Raw genomic sequence first — 19,792 nt, forward strand, 5'->3', positions numbered from 1 at the left:
GCAAGTGGGCGAAGGGGAGCTCAAGATACGCACAGGTGCCAGGCAAGTCGAACGATCATGGTGGGCGGGGACGGGTTACATGGCTTCGAGTTCGCGGCCCTTGGTTTCGCGGACGGCTTTCCAGACGAAGAGGAAGGCGAGCAGGGCGAACAGGGCGTACAGGCCGTAGGCGAAGGTCAGGCCGATGTTCGACAGCGCCGGGAAGGTGGTGCTGATCAGCCAGTTCGCGATCCACTGGGCGGCTGCGGCGACGGCCAGCGCGGTGGCGCGAATCTTGTTGTTGAACATCTCGCCGAGCAGCACCCAGACCACCGGTCCCCAGCTCATGCCGAAGGCGACCACGTACAGGTTCGCGGCGACCAGGGCGACCTTGCCGATCGCCGGGCTGAGCGTGGTCAGCGTCTCGCCGTTGGCCCCGATCGTTTGCGTGGCGGTGGAGAAGCACCAGGCCATCGCGCCGAGCGTGAGCACCATGCCGGCCGCGCCGACGAGCAGCAGCGGCTTGCGGCCGACCTTGTCGACCAGGGCGATCGCGATGAGCGTGGTGACGATGTTGGTGATGCTGGTGATGACCGTGATCAGCAGGGCGTCGGACTCGCTGAACCCCACCGACGCCCACAGCGCCGACGAGTAGTAGAAGATCACGTTGATGCCGACGAACTGCTGGAACACCGAGAGCAGGATGCCGACCCAGACGATGGGCTGCAGGCCGAGCCGGGGGCCCTTGAGCACGCTCAGGTGGACCTTCTCGGTGGCGCCGGCCACGGTCTGCTTGATGTCGGTGATGCGCTTCTCGACGTCGCCGCCGATCAGCCGCTTGATGACGTCGCGCGCCTCGGCGAGGCGGCCGCGGCGCACGAGATAGCGCGGGGACTCCGGAATCTGCAGCGCCAGCACGCCGTAGATCACCGCGGGGATCGCGGCGGAGGCGAACATCCAGCGCCAGGCCGCGCCGCCCCAGGGCACCGCCTCCATCGCGCCGCCGGCCACGTCGGCCAGCAGGTAGTCGACGAGCAGGGCGACGAAGATGCCGCTGACGATGGCGAGCTGCTGCAGCGAGCCGAGCCGGCCGCGGATGTGGGCGGGGGAGACCTCGGCGATGTACGCGGGCGCGATGACGCTGGCCGCGCCCACGCCGAGACCGCCGATGATGCGCCAGAACGTCAGGTCGACGGGGCTGAAGGCGAGGCCGGAGCCGATCGAGCTGGCGATGAAGAGGCCCGCGGCGATCAGCATCACCCGCACCCGGCCCAGCCGGTCGGCCAGCGGGCCGGCGAACCAGGCGCCGACGGCGCAGCCCAGCAGGGCCGCCGACACGACGAAGCCGAGGGCCACCGAGCCCAGATGGAAGGTGTTGCGCAGGGCGTCGACGGTGCCGTTGATGACCGCGGTGTCATACCCGAAGAGGAAACCGCCCACCGCGGCTGCGGCAGCGACCAGGATCGCCGCCCCCTTGGTCTCGTGGGGTTCCGCTATGGGGCTGGTCGGGGCTGCCACATCCTCATCGTCCCCGGAAAACCCGAGTTCGAATCTAAATTGCGAAAAAAGCCCGACTCATAGCATTTTGTGGAACAGGAAGAAGACCCGCTCGATGACCGCGCCCGCCGCTCCGGAGTAGAACGGGACCGGTCCCACCCAGCCGATCTGGGCTCGGGTGATGCCGCGGTCGGCCTGGTCGCGCAGGCACCGTCGCAGCAGGACGCCGCCGATGCCGAGCCCCGCCGCGGCGGGCAGGGTGCCCATCGGGCCGAACCAGCTCGGGCGGCAGCCGCCCCAGGCGGCGAACGCGATCGGCTGCCCGTCGCGGATGGCGAGGTGGCAGCCCCCGCTGCCGCCGACGGCTCGCTCGACCTCGGCGACCCAGGCCGGGCCCCACTCGGCGGCGATCAGCGGGCGCAGCTCCGCCAGGTCGTCGGGCGTGGCCGCGCGGACGACCACGTGCGCGGCGGCGAGCCGTTCCTGCGCGGTCCGGGTCTCGCGCAGCGCGGGCGAGCCCTCGGCCAGGTCCGCGGTCATGTTCCACGCCGTACGGTCATGGGCGTAGCCGAGCGCGGCCAGCGCGCACACGGCCGGGGTGTAGCGCACGTCGACGCCGGGCCACGCGTGCGTGGGCGGGTTGCCGGCGACCCGCACCGCGGTCAGCCCGCGCGCCCGCAACTGCTCCTCGACGGCCCCGACCAGCTCACGGGCCAGGCCCTGGCGGCGGAAGGCGGGGTCCACGACCAGCAGGTCCAGGTGCCCGACGGTCGGGTCCTTGCGGCCGGGGGACGCCAGCGCGACCCCGACCACGTCGCCGTCGGGCGCGTCGCCGTCGACCGCGACGAAGCCCGCCGAACCCGCCAGCAGCGCCACGATGTCGGCCGCTTCGGCGGCGTCCTCGGCCAGCAGGGACCGGCCGAGGAGATCGACCACGGCGGCCCGGTGCTGCGGCTCGTAAGGGGTGATCATGGCAGCGAAGCCTACCTGGCGGAGGCCACGACCGCCTCGGCCGCGTTGACGATGCCCGCCCCGGCCTGTGCCGCCTCGGTGGCGCAGGCGGGCGCCGCGGTGGCCAGCAGCGCGGGCTGCGCGGTGTCCCGCAGCAGCTGCTGGGTGCGGGCCAGGTCGCCGACCAGCTCCGGCTTGGCCGACCACAGCAGCGCGATCACACCGGCCACGTGCGGCGTCGCCATCGAGGTGCCGCTCAGCTCGGCGTACGTGCCGCCGGGCATCGCCGACAGCACCGCCTCACCCGGCCCGGCCAGATCGGGCTTCGGCCCGGCCGGCCCCCGGCTGGAGAACGACGTGATCCGGCGGGTCTGGTCCACCGCGGCGATGGTGATCGCGGCCGGGTCGGTGGCGGGCGGGGTGTCCAGCGAGCCGCAGTCCGGCCCGGTGTTGCCGGCCGCCGCGACGAAGGCGATCCCGGCCGCGGCCAGCGCCGACGTGGCGGGCTGCAGCACGGTGGAGTCGCAGCCCTCCAGCGGCGGGCAGCCCCACGAGTTGTTGAGCACGTGCGGGGCGCGGGCCGGGCGGCCGTCGGTGAACGGGTTCCCGCCGTGCGCGTACGGCGCGAGCATGAACTGCATGCAGTCCAGGTAGAGCGACGGGCTGCTCATGTTGCGTTCCAGGTTGACGCAGCCGATCCACTGCGCGTCCGGCGCGACGCCGACCTGGTCCTTGCCCACCGCGGTGGCCGTCGTGTGCGTGCCGTGGCCGTTGTGGTCGATCGGGGTGCGGCTGTCCGACCAGGGGTCGAGCCAGGAGTCGTCGCCGCCGCGGAAGTTGGCCGCCAGCGCGGGATGCGAGCCGTCCACCCCCGAGTCCGAGGAGCCGACCACGATGCCCTTGCCCGTCACGCCGCGTTGCCACAGGTCCGGCGCGCCGACCATCTTCAGGTTCCACTGCGGGGTGGCCGGCGCCTGCTGGATCGGGCCGCGCTCGATCGGGATTTCGGCCGGCAGCGGGCGCAGCCGCTGATCGGTCAGCACCCGGTCCACGTCGGACCGGGACTCCAGCCACATCCGCGCCTCCGGACCGCCGTCCACCAGGATCGCGTTCACCAGGTAGTACGGCTGGTAGTCCAGGTTCCAGCGGTCCAGCTCGGTGCGCAGGGCGGCCTGGGTGCGGTCGGCGTGCTCGACGAGCCGCCGGTAGACGGCGTCCACCCGCTGGTCACGGCCCGCGCCGAGCCCGGTCGTGGTGGGCAGCCCGGCCAGCGGAGCCTGCTCCTTCAGCACCACGAACAGCTGGTCGCCGAAGAAGCCCGGCTGGCCGCCGGCCAGGTAGTAGACGCCCGCGCCGACGGCGACCGCGGCGGCCAGCCCGGCCGCCAGCGTCCGCCCACCGGTACGCGGCACGACATGCCGTCGCTCGCGCACCACCGGCGCGGGCGCGCCCGGCCACTGCGCCTGCGCGCCGGGCCACGCGGTCCCGGCCGGCCGCGCCCCGGGCCACTGAGCCGGCGGGGCGAGCTGCTCCGGCTCCGGCGCGACGACCGGGTCGTGGACGGTGCGCAGCAGGCCGATGCCGTAGGCGACGCCGAGCACCAGCGCCACCAGCCAGGCGATCAGGGCGGCGAGCAGGGCGTAGTACGGCACGTCGCGGCCGATCAGGCCGAGGTTCAGCTCGTCCGGGTCGACGAAGCCCAGCGGCCCGAACGCGGCGAGAGCCACCAGGGTCAGCGTGGTCCAGCCGCGGGGGGCGCCAGGAGCGAGCGCGGCGACCGCGAAGCCGAGCGGCGGCAGCACCAGCAGGGTCAGCACCTGGGTCCCGGCCGCGCCGGTGCCGCCCGCGATCAGCGCCAGCACCACCCCGGCGACCAGGCCGCCGGCCAGCACCAGGGTCGGCCGTCCGCGGTCGGTGAAGTGCCGCCACAGGCCCGGTCCCAGGATCGCCATGGCCAGGGCGCCCGCGCCGAGCGCGGCCAGGGCGGCGGCGATGGACTCGGTGAACCCGCCCAGCGCGCCCGCCCACAGGTAGGGCACCAGCACCAGCACTCCGGCGAGCACGGCCCAGCCGATCGCGCCGGGGTCGCCCGCGGCGGGCGTCGCGGCGTCGGGGCTGTCCTCGGCGGGCACGGCGGCGGGTGCGGGCCGGGCCGTGGCGCGGAGGAGGAAGAAGGCGGCGGTACCGGCCAGCACCGCGTACGACAGCAGGTAGAGCTCGTTGGCGGTGGCCGGGATCAGGCGCAGCGCGCTGCCCGCGCCGAGCACCAGCGCGCCCAGCAGGAAGGCGCGGCCGGTCGCCCGTACCGGCTCGTGTTTGGGCAGCAGGGCCAGGACCAGCGCGGGCACGCCGACCAGCAGGCCGACGATGATCCCGGCCAGCGGCCAGAGGAACCCCGGCAGGTGCATGCCGAGCTGGGCGAGCACCTGGTCGGCGAGCACGATGCCGTACTGGGAGAGCACGGCGACGGCGACCGCCCACACTCCGACGAGGACGGCGGCGACGATCGCGCCGACGGGGGACCGTGGCGGGGTATCCGCGTACGCGGATGGGGGCACGGTCGGAACATGAGGCGGAACACCCTGCCGGTCACCGTGTGGGAGCACAGCCGCACGGTACCTTGGAGGGATGCGTGACCGCAGCGTGTCCCGCTTCGCCGCGGGTGCTCTATCCCCGGAGCGCCGCGCCGCTGACCTGCGCAGGCTCCGCGACGAAGAGTTCGATGTCCTGGTCGTCGGGGGCGGGGTGACCGGGGTCGGCGCGGCGCTGGACGCCGCGTCCCGCGGCCTGCGCGTGGCCCTGATCGAGGCGAGCGACCTCGCCGCGGGCACGTCCTCGCGCTCGTCCAAGCTGATCCACGGCGGCCTGCGCTACCTGGAGCAGCTGGAGTTCCCGCTGGTGCACGAGGCGCTGCGGGAGCGCGGCCTGCTCGCCACGCGGCTCGCCCCGCACCTGGTGCGGCCTGTGCCGTTCCTGGTGCCGCTGCCCGCCGAGACGCCCGGCGTCGCCGGGGTGGCCAAGCGGGCCTGGCACCGCCTCTACTACGGCGCGGGAGTGGCGCTCTACGACGCCTTCGCGGGCCTGGTCGGCGGCGGGCGCGGCATGCCGCTGCACAAGCACCTGACCCAGCACGGCGCGCGCCGGCTGTTCCCGTCGCTGCGAGAGCAGGGCCTGGCCGGTGCGATCCGCTACTACGACGGGCAGGTCGACGACGCCCGGTTCGTGGTGACGGTGGCCCGCACCGCGGCCAGCCTCGGCGCGGCCGTGGTCACCGGGGTCAAGGCCGTCGGCCTGCTCCGGCAGGCACGCCAGGTGACGGGCGTACGCGTCAGCGACGGCACGGAGGAGTTCGACGTGCGCGCGAAGACCGTCGTCGCGGCGACGGGCGTGTGGAGCGACGACGTGTCGTCGTGGCTGCCCGACGCGCGGGTCGGCTTCCGGGTGCGCGCCTCCAAGGGCGTGCACCTGGTGGTGCCCCGTTCGGCGATCACCGGCGAGGTCGGCCTGATCCTGCGCACCGCGTCCAGCGTGCTGTTCGTCATCCCGTGGGGCGGGCACTGGATCATCGGCACCACCGACACCGACTGGGAACTGGACCGGGCCCACCCGGCGGCGTCGGCAAAGGACATCGACTACCTGCTCTCGCACGTCAACGAGGTGCTCGACCGGCCGCTGGCGCGCAGCGACATCGAGGGCGTGTACGCCGGGCTGCGCCCGCTGCTGCGCGGGGAGTCCGACTCGACGTCGGCGCTGTCGCGCGAGCACGCCGTGGTGGAGCCGCTGCTCGGGCTGCTGCTCGTCGCGGGCGGCAAGTTCACCACGTACCGGGTGATGGCCCAGGACGTGATCGACAAGGCGGTGCGGCGGCTCGGCGACGTGCGGCACAGCGGCACGGCCGACCTGCCGCTGCTCGGCGCGGACGGCTACGAGTCGATGTGGCGCGACCGCGCCGACCTGGCCCGCCGTCACGAGTTGAGCGTCGGCGCGGTGGAACACCTGCTGGAGCGCTACGGCTCGCTCACCACCGAGCTGCTCGCCCTGATCGACGCCGACCGCGCACTGGCCGAGCCGCTGCCGGGGGCCCCGGAGCACCTGTCGGCCGAGGTCGTCTACGCGGCCCGCCACGAGGGCGCGCGGCACGTGGTGGACGTGCTGGCCCGGCGTACCCGGATCTCCATCGAGACCGCCCACCGCGGCGTGCAGACGGCCCGCCGCACCGCCGAACTCATGGCCCCCGTCCTCGGCTGGTCACCCGCCACCACCGAAGCCGAGATCACCGCCTACCTGGCCCGCGTCGACGCCGAACGCGAGTCCCAGCGCATGCCCGACGACGCCGCCGCCGACGCCGCCCGCCTCACCGCCGTCTGACCGAAGGAAGGGCACCTTCCCATCGGTATACGTAGAGGAAGGGCACCTTCTTAACGCGCCGAGGGCTTGACCTGCGGCGGGTCGGCCGTTGGCGGGTGTGCGGGTGGCAGGGTCAGCGGAGGACCTTGCCGGGGTTCAGGAGGTTGGCCGGGTCGAGGGCGGCTTTGACGGCGCGCTGGACGTCGACGCCGACCTCGCCGAGTTCGGTGGCGAGCCAGTCGCGTTTGAGCAGGCCGACGCCGTGCTCGCCGGTGCAGGTGCCGCCCAGGGCCAGGCCGCGTTCCATGATCTCGTCGAAGACGCGCTGGCCGGCGGCGACGCTGGCCGGGTCGGCGCGGTCGACCACGATGTTCGGGTGCAGGTTGCCGTCGCCCGCGTGGCCGACGACGCCGACCGGCACGTCGTGCTTGGCGGCGATCTCCACGATGTCGTCCAGCAGCTCCGCCAGCCGGGTACGCGGCACCGCGATGTCGTCGATGATCAGCCCGCCGTGCTCGTACAGCGACAGGGCCAGGTGCTCCATCGCCGGGTGGGCCAGGCGGCGGGCCTGCAGCAGCTCGGCGGCCTCGGTCGCGTCGGTGGCCTGCCAGACCTCGCCCGCGCCCGCCTGCCGGGCCAGCTCGGCGAGCGCCTCCAGGTCGGCGGCGGCCCGCGAGCCGGTGTCCACCGCGGCCAGCAGCACCGCGGCTGCGGAGGTGTCCAGCCCCATCGGCCGGTATGCCTCCAGCGCCTCCAGGTGCACCCGGTCCAGCAGCTCCAGCAGGCTGGGGGAGAGGCCAGCCGCGAAGATCCGGTTGACCGCGTCGCCGGCGGCGGCCGTGGTCGGGAACACCGCGACCATGGTCAGCGACTCCTCGGCGGCGGGACGCAGCGCGACGGTGATCTCGGTGATCACGCCGAGGGTGCCCTCCGAGCCGACGAAAAGCCTGGTCAGGTCGTATCCGGCGACCCCCTTCGGGGTGCGGCGACCGGTGCGCAGCACCCGCCCGTCGGCGAGCACGACCTCCAGGCCGAGCACGTACTCGGTGGTGACGCCGTACTTCACGCAGCACATCCCGCCCGCGTTCGTGGCGACGTTGCCGCCGATGGTGCTCGACTCCCACGAGCCCGGGTCCGGCGGGTAGCGCAGCCCCTCGGCCAGCGCGGCGCGGGCCAGCACCGCGTTGACCACTCCCGGTTGGACGGTGGCGACCCGGTTGGCGGTGTCGAGGTCGACGATGCGGTTCATCGCCAGCATCGACATGACCAGGCAGCCGTCGATCGCGTTCGCGCCGCCCGCCAGCCCGGTCCGCGCGCCCTGCGGCACCACCGGCACGCCGTGCCGCGCGGCGATCGCGAGGGCGGCGGCGACGTGCGAGGTCTCCTCCGGGCGTACGACAGCCAGCGGCATACCAGCGTCGCAGAGATCCGCCTCGTCACGCCGGTACGAGATCAGCAGGTCGTGATCGGTGATCACGCGGTCGGGGCCCAGAGCAGCCGTCAGCTCGTCGAGGAAGGTCACCATCGCACGCTAGCGTGGACCCGTGATCCATGTCGACAGCCCGGTCTGGCCCGCCCACGGCCGCCTGTGGGCACATCTGGTCAGCGACGTGTCCCTGGCGGAGCTGCACGTGTTCGCCGAGATGCTGGGCGCGCCCCGCCGCGGCTTCGACCGCGACCACTACGACATCCCCGCCGAGCGCGTCCCGGTCGCCCTCTGGCTCGGCGCCCGCCACACCACCTCCCGTGACATAGCCCGCCTGCTCCGCGCCGCCAACCTCCGCATCCCCAAACACCTCACCCGCGCCAGCCCACCCCCGCCGCGTTGATCATGAACTTGTGGACGTGTTCACCGGCGTGTCCACACCCCGCCACCGTGATCACGCCTCGGCAATCCAGGTCGCCGAGGCGTGATCACGGTGGCGGGGGAGCGACGCGCCGTCGAACACGTCCACAAGTTCATGATCAACCGGGAGGGGCGGGGGTGGTGAGGGAGTCGAGTTCGCGGTGGAGGTTGGCGCGGGCGGCGGGTTCCAGGGCCGGGGTGTGGTGGTAGAGGGTGGGCAGGGTCAGTAGGGACTGCAGGACGGTGCTGCGGCCGATGCGCCAGAGGTCGTCGGGGACGTGGGCGTACTCGGCGCGGACGGCGGCGACGTAACGCACGTAGTCGGGCCACGGGGCGGCGAGGATGGCCAGGTCGGCGTCAGCGAGCAGGGCGCCGTTGCGGTCGCCGGGGGCCACGGAGTGACCGGCGGTGAGGCGTACCAGCCGGACGACTTCCTCGATCACCGGAGCCGGGACCTGGCACTCGGCCAGCAGCTCGCCCGTGAGCACGGCACTGCGCTCCTCGTTGTCGGCGGCGGTCGGGTCGTAGACCGCGTCGTGGCCCCACACCGCCAGCGCGACCACCGGCTCGTCGCCGACCAGGTCCAGGCAGGCGGCCAGGTGCTCGCCGGTGTGATAGTGCCGTTGCGGCTCCGACCAGCGGTTGACCAGCTCGGTGCCGACCTCGGCCAGCACGCTTTCGGGCGCGGTGGCCCCGGCGGCCCGGGCCGCGGCGGCGAACCGGTCAGCGGTGAACAGGGTCGTATCGGCGGCCATGACCAAATCTTGGCGCATCCGTCCGGCTCGCGGTGCGAGGTGCGCCACAGTAAAGGTCATGGACGCCGCCGAGCTGGGCCGACGCACGCGGGTGACGCTGCGCGACCGGGTCCGGCGGGTGCGCGGCAGCGCCATCCTCTCCGTGCAGGCCGCGGTCGCCGCCGGTCTGGCCTGGTACGTGGCGCACGACGTGCTCGGCCACTTCCAGCCGTTCTTCGCGCCGATCGCGGCGGTGGTCACGCTGGCCATCTCGGTGGGGCAGCGGATGCGGCGAGCCGCCGAGATCGTGGCCGGCAACGCGGTCGGCATCCTGCTCGGCGAGCTGCTCATCCTGGTCATCGGCCGGGGGGCCTGGCAGGTGTCGCTGGTCGTGCTGCTCGCCATCAACCTGGCCATCTTCATCGGCGGCTCGGCATCGCTGGTGAGCCAGGCCGCCTCGTCCGGCATCCTGGTCGCCACGCTGCTGCCGATCACCAGTGACTACTACCTGAGCCGTTTCGTCGACGCGGTCGTCGGCGGCGGCATCGCGCTGCTGGTGATGGCGCTGCTGCTGCCGCTGAACCCGCTCACCGAGGTGAAGCGGGCGGTCAGCCCGCTGATGGAGGCGCTCGCCGACGGCCTGAACCAGGCGGCCGATGCGCTGGCGCGCGGCGACGCGGCGGCGGCGCAGGAGGCGCTGGACCGGATGCGCGAGGCGGAGTCGCATCTGCGGGCGTTCGGCGAGTCGCTGAAGGCGAGCAAGGAGCTGTCGACGATCGCCCCGCTGCACTGGGGCAAGCAGGGCCTGCTGTCGGCGTACATCGAGGCGGCGGACCATCTGGCGCGCTCGCTGCGCAACAGCCGGGTGCTGGTACGCCGCATCGTGTCGATGATCCGTGACGCCGAACCGGTGCCGGAGTCCCTGGTGGACGCGGTGCACGCGCTGGCGCAGTCGGTGTCGTCGCTGCGCCGGGAGCTGGCCGACGCGGTCGAGCCCGAGCAGGCGGAGCAGGCCGCGGTGCGTGCCGTCCGCGAGGGGCGTGAAGCGCACCAGGCCGGGCTGGCGTTCTCGGGAGAGGTGGTGTTCGCGCAGGTGCGCTCGACCGCGACCGACCTGCTGCGGGCCGCCGGACTGCCCCGCGAGGACGCGGAACGGCAGGTCAGACGGGCGGTCGGCCGGATCGACCAGCCGGGTTCGAGTCGTCCCGCCGGCGGCGGCCCGGAACAAGGCGGGTGACGATCCTCGCCGGTCGGCTCGGGTCGCGGGGGATGACGCCGAGGACTGACCGACCGGGCAATGACGGCGGCGTGCCCGGATCAGGACGCACCAGCGTCCCGGATCCGGGAGCACCTCCAAAGCCGGTCACCCAGGACGGTCACCGGCCGGATTACCGCCGATCGGCGGGTCAGACGATGGTGCGCAGCGCGCCGAGGAAGGTGTCCACGTCGGCGTCGGTGGTGCCGATGCCGATGCTGGCCCGCAACGCGGTCGCCGGGACGCCGTCCCAGCCGGCCCGCACCGACGCCTCGCCGAGCAGGCGGCGGGCCAGCGGGTGGGCGCAGAACAGGCCGTCGCGCACCCCGATCTGGTGCTCCCGGGCCAGCCGCCCGGCGATGTCGGCGGAGTCGCGGCCGCGCACCGCGAACGACACCACACCGATCCGGGCCGCGTCCGCGTCGAAGGTGCGCAGCTCGGCGACGTCGGGCAGCTCGGCCAGCCCGGCCCGCAGCTTCGCCAGTAGGCGCTGCTCCTCGGCGTGCAGCGCGTACCGGTCGGCAGCCTCCAGGGTGGCGCACACGGCCGCCAGGGCCACCGCGCCGAGCAGGTTGGGGGTGCCCGCCTCGTGCCGGGCCGGGCCGGTGGTCCACCGTACGTCGTGGGTCGCGTCGCCGACGCCGCTGGTCGCCCCGCCGCCCGCCAGGTAGGGCCGGGCGTCGTCGAGCCAGTCGCCCCGGCCGACCAGCACGCCCGCGCCGAACGGGGCGTAGAGCTTGTGCCCCGACAGCGCCACGTAGTCGACGTCCAGCGTGGACACGTCGACGGGCACGTGCGGGGCGAGCTGCGCGGCGTCGAGCACGATCCGGGCCCCGAACCGGTGCGCGATCAGGGCCAGCTGCGCGACCGGCCACAGCTCGCCGGTGACGTTGCTGGCGCCGGTCACCGCGACCAGGATCCGGCCGTCGGCGTTGCCCCGGCGCACCTCGGCCAGCGCCGCGGCCAGGTAGCGCACCGCGGCGTCGGGCGAGGCGGGCACCGGCAGGCGCACCGCATTGGGCCAGGGCAGCAGGTTGGCGTGGTGCTCACCGGCGTAGGTGATCACGGTGGTGCCCGCGGGCAGCGCGTGGGCGAGCAGGTTCAGCGCGTCGGTGGTGTTGCGGGTGAACACGACGTGGTCCTCGGCGCGCGCGCCGACGAAGTCGCCGACGGTCTGCCGGGCGCGTTCGTACTCCAGCGTGCAGCGCTGCGACAGCGCGCCGGCGCCCCGGTGCACGGAGCCGTACCACGGCAGCAGCGCGGTGACCGCGTCGGCGGCGGCCCGCAGGCAGGGCGCGGTGGCGGCGTAGTCGAGGTTGATCTGGCCGGGCACGCCGAGCACGGCCAATTCGGGTTCGCTCACGCGTATGGGCGTGATGTCGGCCGTCTCGACGACGCTGCAGGGTCGTTGGGCGATCGCGGTCATGGGGCACCTCCGGGGTCAGGGACCCCTGGCAGGGCAGTGGTCCGCGCTTGCCCAGCACGACAACGGGCTGGGCCCGGTCATCACCCGGGGCACCCCACCGCGAACTACAGAGGGTTGCCGGTCAGCAAGCCGGGGCTTTGCTCCATCTTTCGACACATTCGCCCGCTTGCGCAGGTGAATGTGAGAGCGGCTGACACTCGTGACCTTTCGCCGAGCATAGCGGAGGTAGGCTGCGCCCATGTCCGACCTCCCGACTCCTGGGACCGCACCCGGCGACCGCGACGGGGGCCCGGCCGCACCGTGGCCGCCGCTGCCGGAATGGCAGCAGCCCGCACCGGCACACACGTGGCAGGCGCCGGAGTCATCCGGACCGCCCGCGCCGCCGTCCACGCCGGACGGGCCCGCCCACCTCCCGGCCGGACCCGCGCCCGCTCCGATCACGCCGGAACCGGCCGCACCGGCGTCGGTGCCGGGAGCGCCGCTGGGAGCCGGGCGGGGCATGCCGCCGAGCACTGCCGGGTTGGGTCTGCCGCCCGTGCTGCCGGAGCCGTCGCTGCCGCTCAAGCGGCCCCGGCGCTGGCTGCCGCTGCTGCTGGCGATCGTCGTCGTCGGCGGTTCCGCCCTGGGCATGCTCGGCTACCTGGGCTGGAAGATCGGGCCGCTGGCGTTCGCGGTCGGCCTGTCCGCGGCGCTGCTGCCGGTGCCGGTGCTGGTCGCCGCGTTCCTCTGGCTCGACCGGTACGAGCCGGAGCCGCCGAGACTGCTGGTGATCAGCTTCCTGTGGGGCGCCTTCCCGGCGACGCTGCTGGCGCTCGGCGTCAACTCGTTCTTCTCCGGCTGGCTGAACGTGGTGACCCTGCCGGACGCGGTCGTCGCCACGGTCGTCGCGCCGTTCATCGAGGAGCTGGGCAAGGCGGCGTTCCCCCTGTGGATTCTGTGGCGCCGCCGCCGCGAGCTGTCCGGCATCACCGACGGCATCGTCTACTGCGGCCTGTCCGGGGTCGGCTTCGCGATGGTGGAGAACATCCTCTACCTGGGCGGGCACGGCTTCTACTCGGGCAACGAGCAGTGGGGGCCGTACTCCGGGGCGCAGCTGGTCTTCGGCATGTTCCTGGTCCGGATCCTGATGTCCGGGTTCGCCCACCCGCTGTTCACCTCGATGACCGGCATCGGCATCGGCATCGCCGCGCGCTCCGCCAGCAGCTGGGTGCGCTGGTGTGCGCCGGTGGGCGGGCTGCTGCTGGCGATGACGCTGCACGGCTCGTGGAACCTGATGGCCACGCTGGCGGCCGAGATCAGCCCCTATTTCTTCCTGTACGGCTACATCGCGGTCATGGTGCCGGTGTTCCTGTCGATGATCGGTGTCGCGCTGTGGGTGCGGGCCCGGGAGGGCCGGCTGGCGTTGCAGGTGCTGCCCGCGTACGCCACGGCCGGCTGGCTCACTCCGCCCGAGGTGGCGGCCATGGGCACGCTGTCCCGCCGGCACGCCGCCCGGGTCTGGGCGAGGCGGGTCGCCGGGGATCCGGGCCGCAAGGCCATGAAGGAGTTCCAGTTCGCGGCCACCCGGCTCGCCCTGGTGCGCGACGGCATGAACCGCGGCCTCGACGAGAACCCGGTCGACCGGGACCGCAGCATCGCCGAGGAGCGCGAGCTGCTGCAGGTGCTGAGCACCACGCGGGCGGTGTTCGTGGGACGCGACCCGCAGGTGCCGCCGGCCTTCTTCGACGGCGCGGCATACCGGATGACGTTCCCCGACGGGGTGACCCGCACGGTGCCCGTGCCCGCCGAGCCGGTGGTGCCGGTGCCGGTGCTGCTGCCCCCGCCCGCACCCGCGTACCCGGCGTATCCGCCGATGCCGGGATACCCGTATCCGCCGCAGCCGTACTACCCGCCGCAGGCGGTCTGACGCCGCTGTCACGACACGAAAGGGCTCCGCCGGTGCACCCGGCGGAGCCCTTTGGTCTCGTACCTCAGACGGCGGACGAGGGCGGCGCCTTGACGATCACCGAGTCCGGTTCCGGCTGCGGGCGTCCGGCCAGCTGCCGGATCGCCGTGTTCAGGACCGCGATCAGCGGTACGGCGATCAGCGCGCCCACGATCCCGGCCAGCACCACGCCCGCGGCGATGCCGAGGATCACGGCGAGCGGGTGGATGGCCACCGCGCGGCCCATGATCAGCGGCTGGAGCAGGTGGCCCTCGATCTGCTGGATGGCGATGACCGCGGCCAGCACCAGCAGGGCGGTCAGCGGGCCGTTGGTGACCAGGGCGACCAGCACCGCGACCGCGCCGGACAGGGTGGCGCCGACGATCGGGATGAACGCGCCGAGGAACACCAGCGCGGCCAGCGGCAGGGCGAACGGCACCCGCAGCGCGGCCAGCGCGATGCCGATGCCGACCGCGTCGATGAACGCGACCAGCACGGTGGCCCGCACGTACGCCCCCAGCGAGGCCCACGCGGCGACCCCGGCCCGGTCCAGCGGCTCGCGGGCCTGGCCCGGCATCAGGCGCAGCAGGAAGCGCCAGATGACGCGGCCGTCACGCAGGAAGAAGAAGAGCGTGAAGATCACCAGGAACAGGCCGCTGAGCACCTCGAACACGGTCGTCGCGGTGGTGATCGCGCCGGTGGTCAAGGCTTCCTTGTTGGTGGTGATGGACTTCGTGACCGAGTCGATCGCACTGCCCATCTGCGCGTCGGTCAGGTGCAGGGGGCCGTTCTTGAGCCAGGTCTGGATCTGCTGCACGCCCTCCGCCGCGTTCTTGGTCAGGTCGGGCAGCCCGTTGACGAACTGGTTGATCACCAAGGTCAGCGTGCCCGCGACCGCGGCCAGGCCGGTCACCACCACGATCGCGGTGGCCAGCGAGCGGTGCACGTGGATGCGGTTCAGCCAGCGCACCGCGGGCGCCAGCAGCGCGGCGAGCAGCATCGCGATCAGCACCGGCACGATGACGATGCTGATCTTCCCGAGGAACTGCAGCAGATAGATGAGCGTGATGCCCAGCACGATGATGCGCCATGCCCAGGCCGCGCCGATACGCAGCCCGTAGGGCACGTCGACGTCGTCACGGCTGCTGGTCGAGTGGTGCACCGGCTCGGCCGGCTCGGCCGGCTCGGGCAGCGGCTGGTCGGCCTCGTGGCGTTCGCGCTCCTCCTGCTCCCGCTTGGCGCGGGCGCTGGCACGGCTCGCCTCGTAGGCGCGCCGCACATTCGCCTTGAAGTTGTCCAAACGACCCACTGGTGTCCTCCCGGGGACAGGCAACGCCACCACGTTAGTCGCCTGCGACCACCGCACCATCGGGGAAGTACCCTGACCGGCGTGACACTCAACCCAGCCAGCGCCGAGACCGGCCTGCCGATCCGCCTGCTGCACGACCGCGTGCTGGTCAAGCAGGAGGCGGCCGAGGGGGAGCGACGCTCGTCCGCGGGCCTGGTCATCCCGGCCACCGCCTCGGTCGGGACGCGGCTGTCCTGGGCCACCGCCGTCGGCGTCGGCCCGCACGTGCGCGCGATCCAGGTCGGCGACCGGGTGCTGTTCGATCCGGACGAGCGCTCCGAGGTGGAACTGCACGGCGAGGCGTACGTGCTGCTGCGCGAACGCGACGTGCACGCGGTCGCGGCCTCGCGCGTGGAGCCCGACGCCACCGGCCTCTACCTGTAACACCGGCCCCGCCGCGACGGTCGGCTGGCCGACTCAGGCCGGGCGGGGCGGGACAGGGTGGCCTAGGCTGCCGCGCGTGTTCGGCATCATCAGACCCTGCGCGCACAGCCTGCCCGAGCGGCTGCACAGCGAGTGGCTCGGCCACCTGTGCGGGCTGTGCCTGGCGCTGCGTGACGAGCACGGCCAGGCGGCCCGCATCGTCACCAACTACGACGGCCTGATCATCTCCGTGCTGACGCAGGCGCAGCTGGCGAGCGTCCATCGGCGTACTGCCGGGCCGTGCCCGCTGCGCGGCATGCGCGCCGCGTCCGTGGCGCAGGGCGCGGGGGCGCGGCTGGCCGCGACGGTCTCCCTGGTGCTGGCCTCGGCGAAGCTGTCCGACCACGCCGCCGACGGCGACGGCGTGTACGCCCGCCGCCCGGTCGCCGCGGGCGCGCGCCTGGTCGCGCGGCGCTGGGCCACCCGGGCCCACCGGTCCGGGCTGGACCTGGGCCTGGACACCGGGGTGCTGCTGGCCGCCGTGCACGGCCAGCGGGAGGTCGAGCGGGCCGTCACGCCGGGCGGGTCGCTGCTCACCGTCACCGAGCCCACCGAGCTCGCCACCGCGGCGGCGTTCGCGCACACCGCGGTGCTGGCGGGCCGTCCCGGCAATGCCGAGCCGCTGGCCGAGGCAGGCCGCTTCTTCGGCCGGATCGCGCACCTGCTCGACGCGGTCGAGGACCTCGCCGCCGACCGGGCCGCCGGGGCGTGGAACCCGCTGCCGGCCACCGGGGCTTCGTTCGCGCAGGCCGCGGTGCTGGCCCGGGACGCCGCGGCGGGCATCCGGCTGGCCCTGGACGAGGTCGCCTTCACCGATCGCAAGCTGGTGCACCGGCTGCTGGTGCACGAGGTCGAGCACGCCATCGAGCGCACCTTCGCCGGCGCCGACCCGGACTACTACCCGCCGGTCGTCCAGCCGGGCAAGAAGGGTCGCGGGCCGAAGGCGCCGAAACCGCCGGGCAGCGGCTCGTGCTGGTGGCCGCAGGTGGAGATGCCGCCCGCCACCCGTGGCCCGATCTTCGGCTGCGCCGTCGCGAGCTGGATGTGCTGCACCTGCCAGGTCTGCTGCCGCGACCCGTACCCGGGCCCGTGGAGCGGCCTGCCCCGGGAGGCCTGGTGCAACAACTGTGACTGCAGCCACTGCGACTGCGGCAACTGCTGCGACGCCTGCAACTGCTGCAAGGTCTGCAAACACTGCGACTGCTGCGACTGCAGCTGCGACTGCTGACCTTCCCTTGACCCACGCTGACCACCCGCCCCGCCGCGCCGCGCCTCGATCATCGGACTTGCCTGGCACCTGTGCGTATCTTGAGCAGTGATTCGCACAGGTGCCAGGCAAGTCGAGCGATCTTGCCGTGTCGGCGGCGCGCGGGTCAGCTCTCGCCGAGGCGCTTGAGGGACTTCAGGACTACTTCCTGCTTGGTGGTGTACCAGAAGGGCGGGAGGCTGGCGCGGAGGAAGGCGCCGTAGCCGCGGGCCGTCTCCAGGCGGGAGTCGAGGACGGCGACGACGCCCTTGTCCGAGGTGGAGCGGATCAGCCGGCCCACGCCCTGGGCCAGCCGGATCGCCGCGATCGGCACGCTCACCGCGGCGAAGCCCGAGCCGCCGCCCTCGTCGACCGCTGCCGAGCGGGCCGAGGCCAGCGGCTCGTCCGGCCGCGGGAACGGCAGCCGGTCGATGACGACCAGCTGGCAGGCGTCTCCCGGCACGTCCACGCCCTGCCACAGCGACATGACGCCGAGCAGGCAGCTGTTGCGGTCCTCGCGGAACTTGCGGACCAGCAGCGGCAGCGCCTCGTCGCCCTGCAGCAGCACGGTCAGGTTCGTCTTGGCCCGCAGCAGCTCCGCGGCCTGCTGCGCGGCCTTGCGGGAGGAGAAGAGCCCGAGGGTGCGCCCACCGAGCGCCTCGACCAGCGCCAGCAACTCCGCCCCGGTCGCGTCCGGCAGGCCCGACGCGGCGGGCCGGGGCAGGTGCGCGGCGACGTAGAGGATGCCCTGCTTCGGATAGTCGAACGGGGACCCGACGTCGAGCGACTTCCAGCCCGGCCCGGAGGCGGACTCCGGCGCCGCGCCCGGCTTGGCCGCGGTCTTGGGGCTCACCGGCAGGCCCAGCGAGCGGGCGAGGGTGTCGAAGTTGCCGCCGAGGGTCAGCGTGGCCGAGGTGGCGATGACGGTGCGGTCCTCGTACAGCTTCTCGCCGAGCAGGCCGGCGACCGACAGCGGCGCGACGACCAGGGCCCGGCGCGGCTCGTGCTCCACCCAGGCGACGTCGTGCTCGTTGTCCTCCAGCAGCCGCTGCGCGGTCTTGGAGACCTCGTCGAGCAGCGACTTGGCCTGCTGCTTGCGCACCGGGTCCGGGTCCTCGGCCTTGATCTCGCCGATCCGGGAGAGCCCGCGCCGGGTCGCCCCGTCGAGCAGCGTGCAGGCCTCGACGATGCCCGTCGGCAGCTTGCCGGTGATGCGCCCGGCCGGGGTCTCGGCCAGCCCGACGGTCAGCGCGTCGGCGGCCTCGACCAGGGACTGGTACTCCTCGCCCTCCACGAACGGGCGGGCGGCGCGGGCGGTGCGGTCGACGGCGTCGGGGGTCAGCTCCGCCTGGGCGGCGCTGGAGACCCGGTCGGCCAGCTCGTGCGCCTCGTCGATGATCAGGAGTTTGTGCTCGGGCACGATGTGCCGCCCGGCCATCATGTCGACCGACAGCAGCGAGTGGTTGGTGACCACCACGTCGGCCTCGCGGGCGCGGGCCCGCGACAGCTCCGCGAAGCACTCCGGCCCGTATGGGCAGCGGGCCGCGCCGACGCACTCGCGGGCCGGGGTCGACACCATGCGCCAGGCCGTGTCGTCGACCCCCGGGTCGAGCTCGTCGCGGTCGCCGGTGTCGCTCTCCATCGCCCAGTCGCGGATGCGCTCGATCTGCTTGCCCAGCCGGCCCGACTCGCCGAGCCACTTCACCCCGCTGCCGCTGGAGCCCGCGTCGAACAGCGAGTCCTGCGGGTCCTGCTCGTCGGAGTGCTCCAGCTTCGCCAGGCACACGTAGTGATGGCGGCCCTTGAGCAGGGCGAACGTCGGCTCGCGGCCGAGCAGCGGGGCGATCGCCTTGCCGATGCGCGGCAGGTCCTTCTCGACCAGCTGCGACTGCAGCGCGAGCGTGGCCGTCGAGATGACGACAGGCCCGTCGACGGTCAGCGCCGGGGCGAGGTAGGCCAGCGACTTGCCGGTGCCGGTGCCGGCCTGCACCAGCAGGTGGTCGCCGGACTCGATGGCGGTGGAGATGGCCGCGGTCATGGCCTGCTGGCCGGGCCGGGCCGAGCCGCCGGGCACCGCGCCGACAGCGGCCTCGAGTAGGTCGAGGGCGCTGTGGTCACGTGTTCGCTTCTTCTTCGGCGGCACCGAATGACCGTACCGGCTGGCACCGACGGTCTTCCACCGCGCCGCCTGATTTGGGACTATGGCGCATTGTGGGCGCGACCCGCGTCACCCCCGCATCGTTGCGCGGTGGTGCGAGGGTGTACGCCACCGCCGTGAAACGAGGTAGTCGGATGGGCGTCGTACGGGTGGAGATCCGCAAGTTCGACGGGAGTGCGCACCGGGCCTTCCCGGCCACCCTGCTCGGCCGCGACGAGCACGGCACGTGGCTGGGCATCCCGAGCGGCACGGTGAGCGACACCGGCAAGGTGTACGAGATCCCCGGCGTGGTCCTCGTCCCGCACACCGGCTGGTGGACCGCCATGTTCAACGCCGCCCCCCGCAACACCTCCCTCTACTGCGACATCACCACCCCCGCGACCTGGAACGACGACACCGTCACCGTCACCGACCTCGACCTCGACGTGCGCAAGATCCGCCTGACCGGCGAGGTCCAGCTGGTCGACGAGGACGAGTTCGCCGTGCACCAGGCCAAGTTCGGCTACCCCGAAGAGGTCGTCAAGCAGGCCCGAGACGCCGCCCAGTGGCTCCTCGAAGCCGTCCGCACCAACCAGGAACCGTTCACCACCCACTTCCACCGCTGGCTCGCCCACGTCTCCCCCTGACCCCCACCCCTCCCACCCCTCCCCGCCCCACC

General features: G+C 73.4%; 15 protein-coding genes and 1 riboswitch. Of the genes, 7 read left to right on the forward strand and 8 right to left on the reverse strand.

Translation table 11 applies throughout. From position 1 onward, the window contains the following. Nucleotides 1-75 precede the first annotated feature (75 nt). The 3 genes from HAV39_RS37845 to HAV39_RS37855 are packed head-to-tail and all read right to left on the reverse strand — an operon-like array spanning nt 76 to nt 4,985. Nucleotides 76-1,497, reverse strand: coding sequence for a sugar porter family MFS transporter (locus HAV39_RS37845; RefSeq protein ID WP_239120794.1), 1,422 nt, complete (start codon nt 1,495-1,497; stop codon nt 76-78). Nucleotides 1,498-1,554: 57 nt separating this feature from the next. Continuing rightward, the gene (locus HAV39_RS37850) at nt 1,555-2,448 is read right to left on the reverse strand and encodes a GNAT family N-acetyltransferase (protein ID WP_191843965.1); all 894 of its coding nucleotides are present in this window, start codon (nt 2,446-2,448) and stop codon (nt 1,555-1,557) included. A gap of 11 nt (nt 2,449-2,459) precedes the next feature. After that, nucleotides 2,460-4,985 carry a S8 family serine peptidase gene (locus HAV39_RS37855; protein WP_239120795.1) on the reverse strand — a complete coding sequence of 842 codons (2,526 nt, stop codon included), beginning with the start codon at nt 4,983-4,985 and terminating at the stop codon, nt 2,460-2,462. A 70-nt stretch (nt 4,986-5,055) separates the two neighbouring features. Between HAV39_RS37855 and HAV39_RS37860 the strand changes: the two genes are divergently transcribed. After that, nucleotides 5,056-6,795, forward strand: coding sequence for a glycerol-3-phosphate dehydrogenase/oxidase (locus HAV39_RS37860; RefSeq protein ID WP_191843966.1), 1,740 nt, complete (start codon nt 5,056-5,058; stop codon nt 6,793-6,795). A gap of 112 nt (nt 6,796-6,907) precedes the next feature. Here the strand turns inward: HAV39_RS37860 and HAV39_RS37865 are convergent, their stop codons facing one another. Then, on the reverse strand, nt 6,908-8,299 hold the full coding sequence (locus HAV39_RS37865) for an FAD-binding oxidoreductase (protein WP_191843967.1): 1,392 nt from the start codon (nt 8,297-8,299) through the stop codon (nt 6,908-6,910). Nucleotides 8,300-8,318: 19 nt separating this feature from the next. Here HAV39_RS37865 and HAV39_RS37870 point away from each other — a divergent pair, with 19 nt between their 5' ends. Then, nucleotides 8,319-8,603, forward strand: a complete 285-nt coding sequence (locus HAV39_RS37870) for a DUF4031 domain-containing protein (protein WP_191843968.1) — start codon at nt 8,319-8,321, stop codon at nt 8,601-8,603. Nucleotides 8,604-8,739: 136 nt separating this feature from the next. Here the strand turns inward: HAV39_RS37870 and HAV39_RS37875 are convergent, their stop codons facing one another. Then, a complete protein-coding gene (locus HAV39_RS37875; RefSeq protein WP_191843969.1) occupies nt 8,740-9,375 on the reverse strand; it encodes an HD domain-containing protein in 636 nt (211 codons plus the stop codon). A 58-nt stretch (nt 9,376-9,433) separates the two neighbouring features. Between HAV39_RS37875 and HAV39_RS37880 the strand changes: the two genes are divergently transcribed. After that, nucleotides 9,434-10,591, forward strand: a complete 1,158-nt coding sequence (locus HAV39_RS37880) for an FUSC family protein (protein ID WP_191843970.1) — start codon at nt 9,434-9,436, stop codon at nt 10,589-10,591. Nucleotides 10,592-10,760: 169 nt separating this feature from the next. Here HAV39_RS37880 and HAV39_RS37885 read toward each other — a convergent pair whose 3' ends face one another. Next, nucleotides 10,761-12,035, reverse strand: a complete 1,275-nt coding sequence (locus tag HAV39_RS37885; RefSeq protein ID WP_191843971.1) for an aminotransferase class V-fold PLP-dependent enzyme — start codon at nt 12,033-12,035, stop codon at nt 10,761-10,763. Between the two features lie 38 nt (nt 12,036-12,073). Then, nucleotides 12,074-12,190, reverse strand: a riboswitch (SAM riboswitch). A gap of 83 nt (nt 12,191-12,273) precedes the next feature. On the opposite strand from HAV39_RS37885, the gene HAV39_RS37890 reads away from it, so the two are divergent. After that, on the forward strand, nt 12,274-13,941 hold the full coding sequence (locus HAV39_RS37890) for a PrsW family intramembrane metalloprotease (RefSeq protein ID WP_239120796.1): 1,668 nt from the start codon (nt 12,274-12,276) through the stop codon (nt 13,939-13,941). 64 nt (nt 13,942-14,005) lie between these two features. On the opposite strand, the gene HAV39_RS37895 is transcribed toward HAV39_RS37890, so the two are convergent. Continuing rightward, the gene (locus HAV39_RS37895; protein ID WP_239120797.1) at nt 14,006-15,268 is read right to left on the reverse strand and encodes an AI-2E family transporter; all 1,263 of its coding nucleotides are present in this window, start codon (nt 15,266-15,268) and stop codon (nt 14,006-14,008) included. Nucleotides 15,269-15,349: 81 nt separating this feature from the next. Between HAV39_RS37895 and HAV39_RS37900 the strand changes: the two genes are divergently transcribed. Further along, nucleotides 15,350-15,691: a GroES family chaperonin gene (locus HAV39_RS37900; RefSeq protein ID WP_191843973.1), complete on the forward strand. Its 342-nt coding sequence runs from the start codon at nt 15,350-15,352 to the stop codon at nt 15,689-15,691. Nucleotides 15,692-15,767: 76 nt separating this feature from the next. Beyond that, complete coding sequence (locus tag HAV39_RS37905; RefSeq protein ID WP_191843974.1) at nt 15,768-16,958, forward strand: DUF5685 family protein; 1,191 nt, start codon at nt 15,768-15,770, stop codon at nt 16,956-16,958. Between the two features lie 145 nt (nt 16,959-17,103). Here HAV39_RS37905 and HAV39_RS37910 read toward each other — a convergent pair whose 3' ends face one another. Beyond that, nucleotides 17,104-19,014, reverse strand: coding sequence for an ATP-dependent DNA helicase (locus tag HAV39_RS37910; protein WP_191843980.1), 1,911 nt, complete (start codon nt 19,012-19,014; stop codon nt 17,104-17,106). A gap of 254 nt (nt 19,015-19,268) precedes the next feature. On the opposite strand from HAV39_RS37910, the gene HAV39_RS37915 reads away from it, so the two are divergent. Continuing rightward, nucleotides 19,269-19,760, forward strand: a complete 492-nt coding sequence (locus HAV39_RS37915) for a DUF402 domain-containing protein (protein ID WP_120317328.1) — start codon at nt 19,269-19,271, stop codon at nt 19,758-19,760. Nucleotides 19,761-19,792 lie beyond the last annotated feature (32 nt).

This window comes from Catellatospora chokoriensis, from assembly GCF_011297315.1.
GTDB lineage: Bacteria > Actinomycetota > Actinomycetes > Mycobacteriales > Micromonosporaceae > Catellatospora > Catellatospora citrea.

Bases quoted from the DNA above. Each gene is read 5' to 3' on its own strand.
- HAV39_RS37850 (WP_191843965.1), bottom strand. From the start codon at position 2,448: ATGATCACCCCTTACGAGCCGCAGCACCGGGCCGCCGTGGTCGATCTC.
- HAV39_RS37860 (WP_191843966.1), top strand. From the start codon at position 5,056: ATGCGTGACCGCAGCGTGTCCCGCTTCGCCGCGGGTGCTCTATCCCCG.
- HAV39_RS37865 (WP_191843967.1), bottom strand. From the start codon at position 8,299: ATGGTGACCTTCCTCGACGAGCTGACGGCTGCTCTGGGCCCCGACCGC.
- HAV39_RS37875 (WP_191843969.1), bottom strand. From the start codon at position 9,375: ATGGCCGCCGATACGACCCTGTTCACCGCTGACCGGTTCGCCGCCGCG.
- HAV39_RS37880 (WP_191843970.1), top strand. From the start codon at position 9,434: ATGGACGCCGCCGAGCTGGGCCGACGCACGCGGGTGACGCTGCGCGAC.
- HAV39_RS37885 (WP_191843971.1), bottom strand. From the start codon at position 12,035: ATGACCGCGATCGCCCAACGACCCTGCAGCGTCGTCGAGACGGCCGAC.
- HAV39_RS37890 (WP_239120796.1), top strand. From the start codon at position 12,274: ATGTCCGACCTCCCGACTCCTGGGACCGCACCCGGCGACCGCGACGGG.
- HAV39_RS37910 (WP_191843980.1), bottom strand. From the start codon at position 19,014: ATGACCGCGGCCATCTCCACCGCCATCGAGTCCGGCGACCACCTGCTG.
- HAV39_RS37915 (WP_120317328.1), top strand. From the start codon at position 19,269: ATGGGCGTCGTACGGGTGGAGATCCGCAAGTTCGACGGGAGTGCGCAC.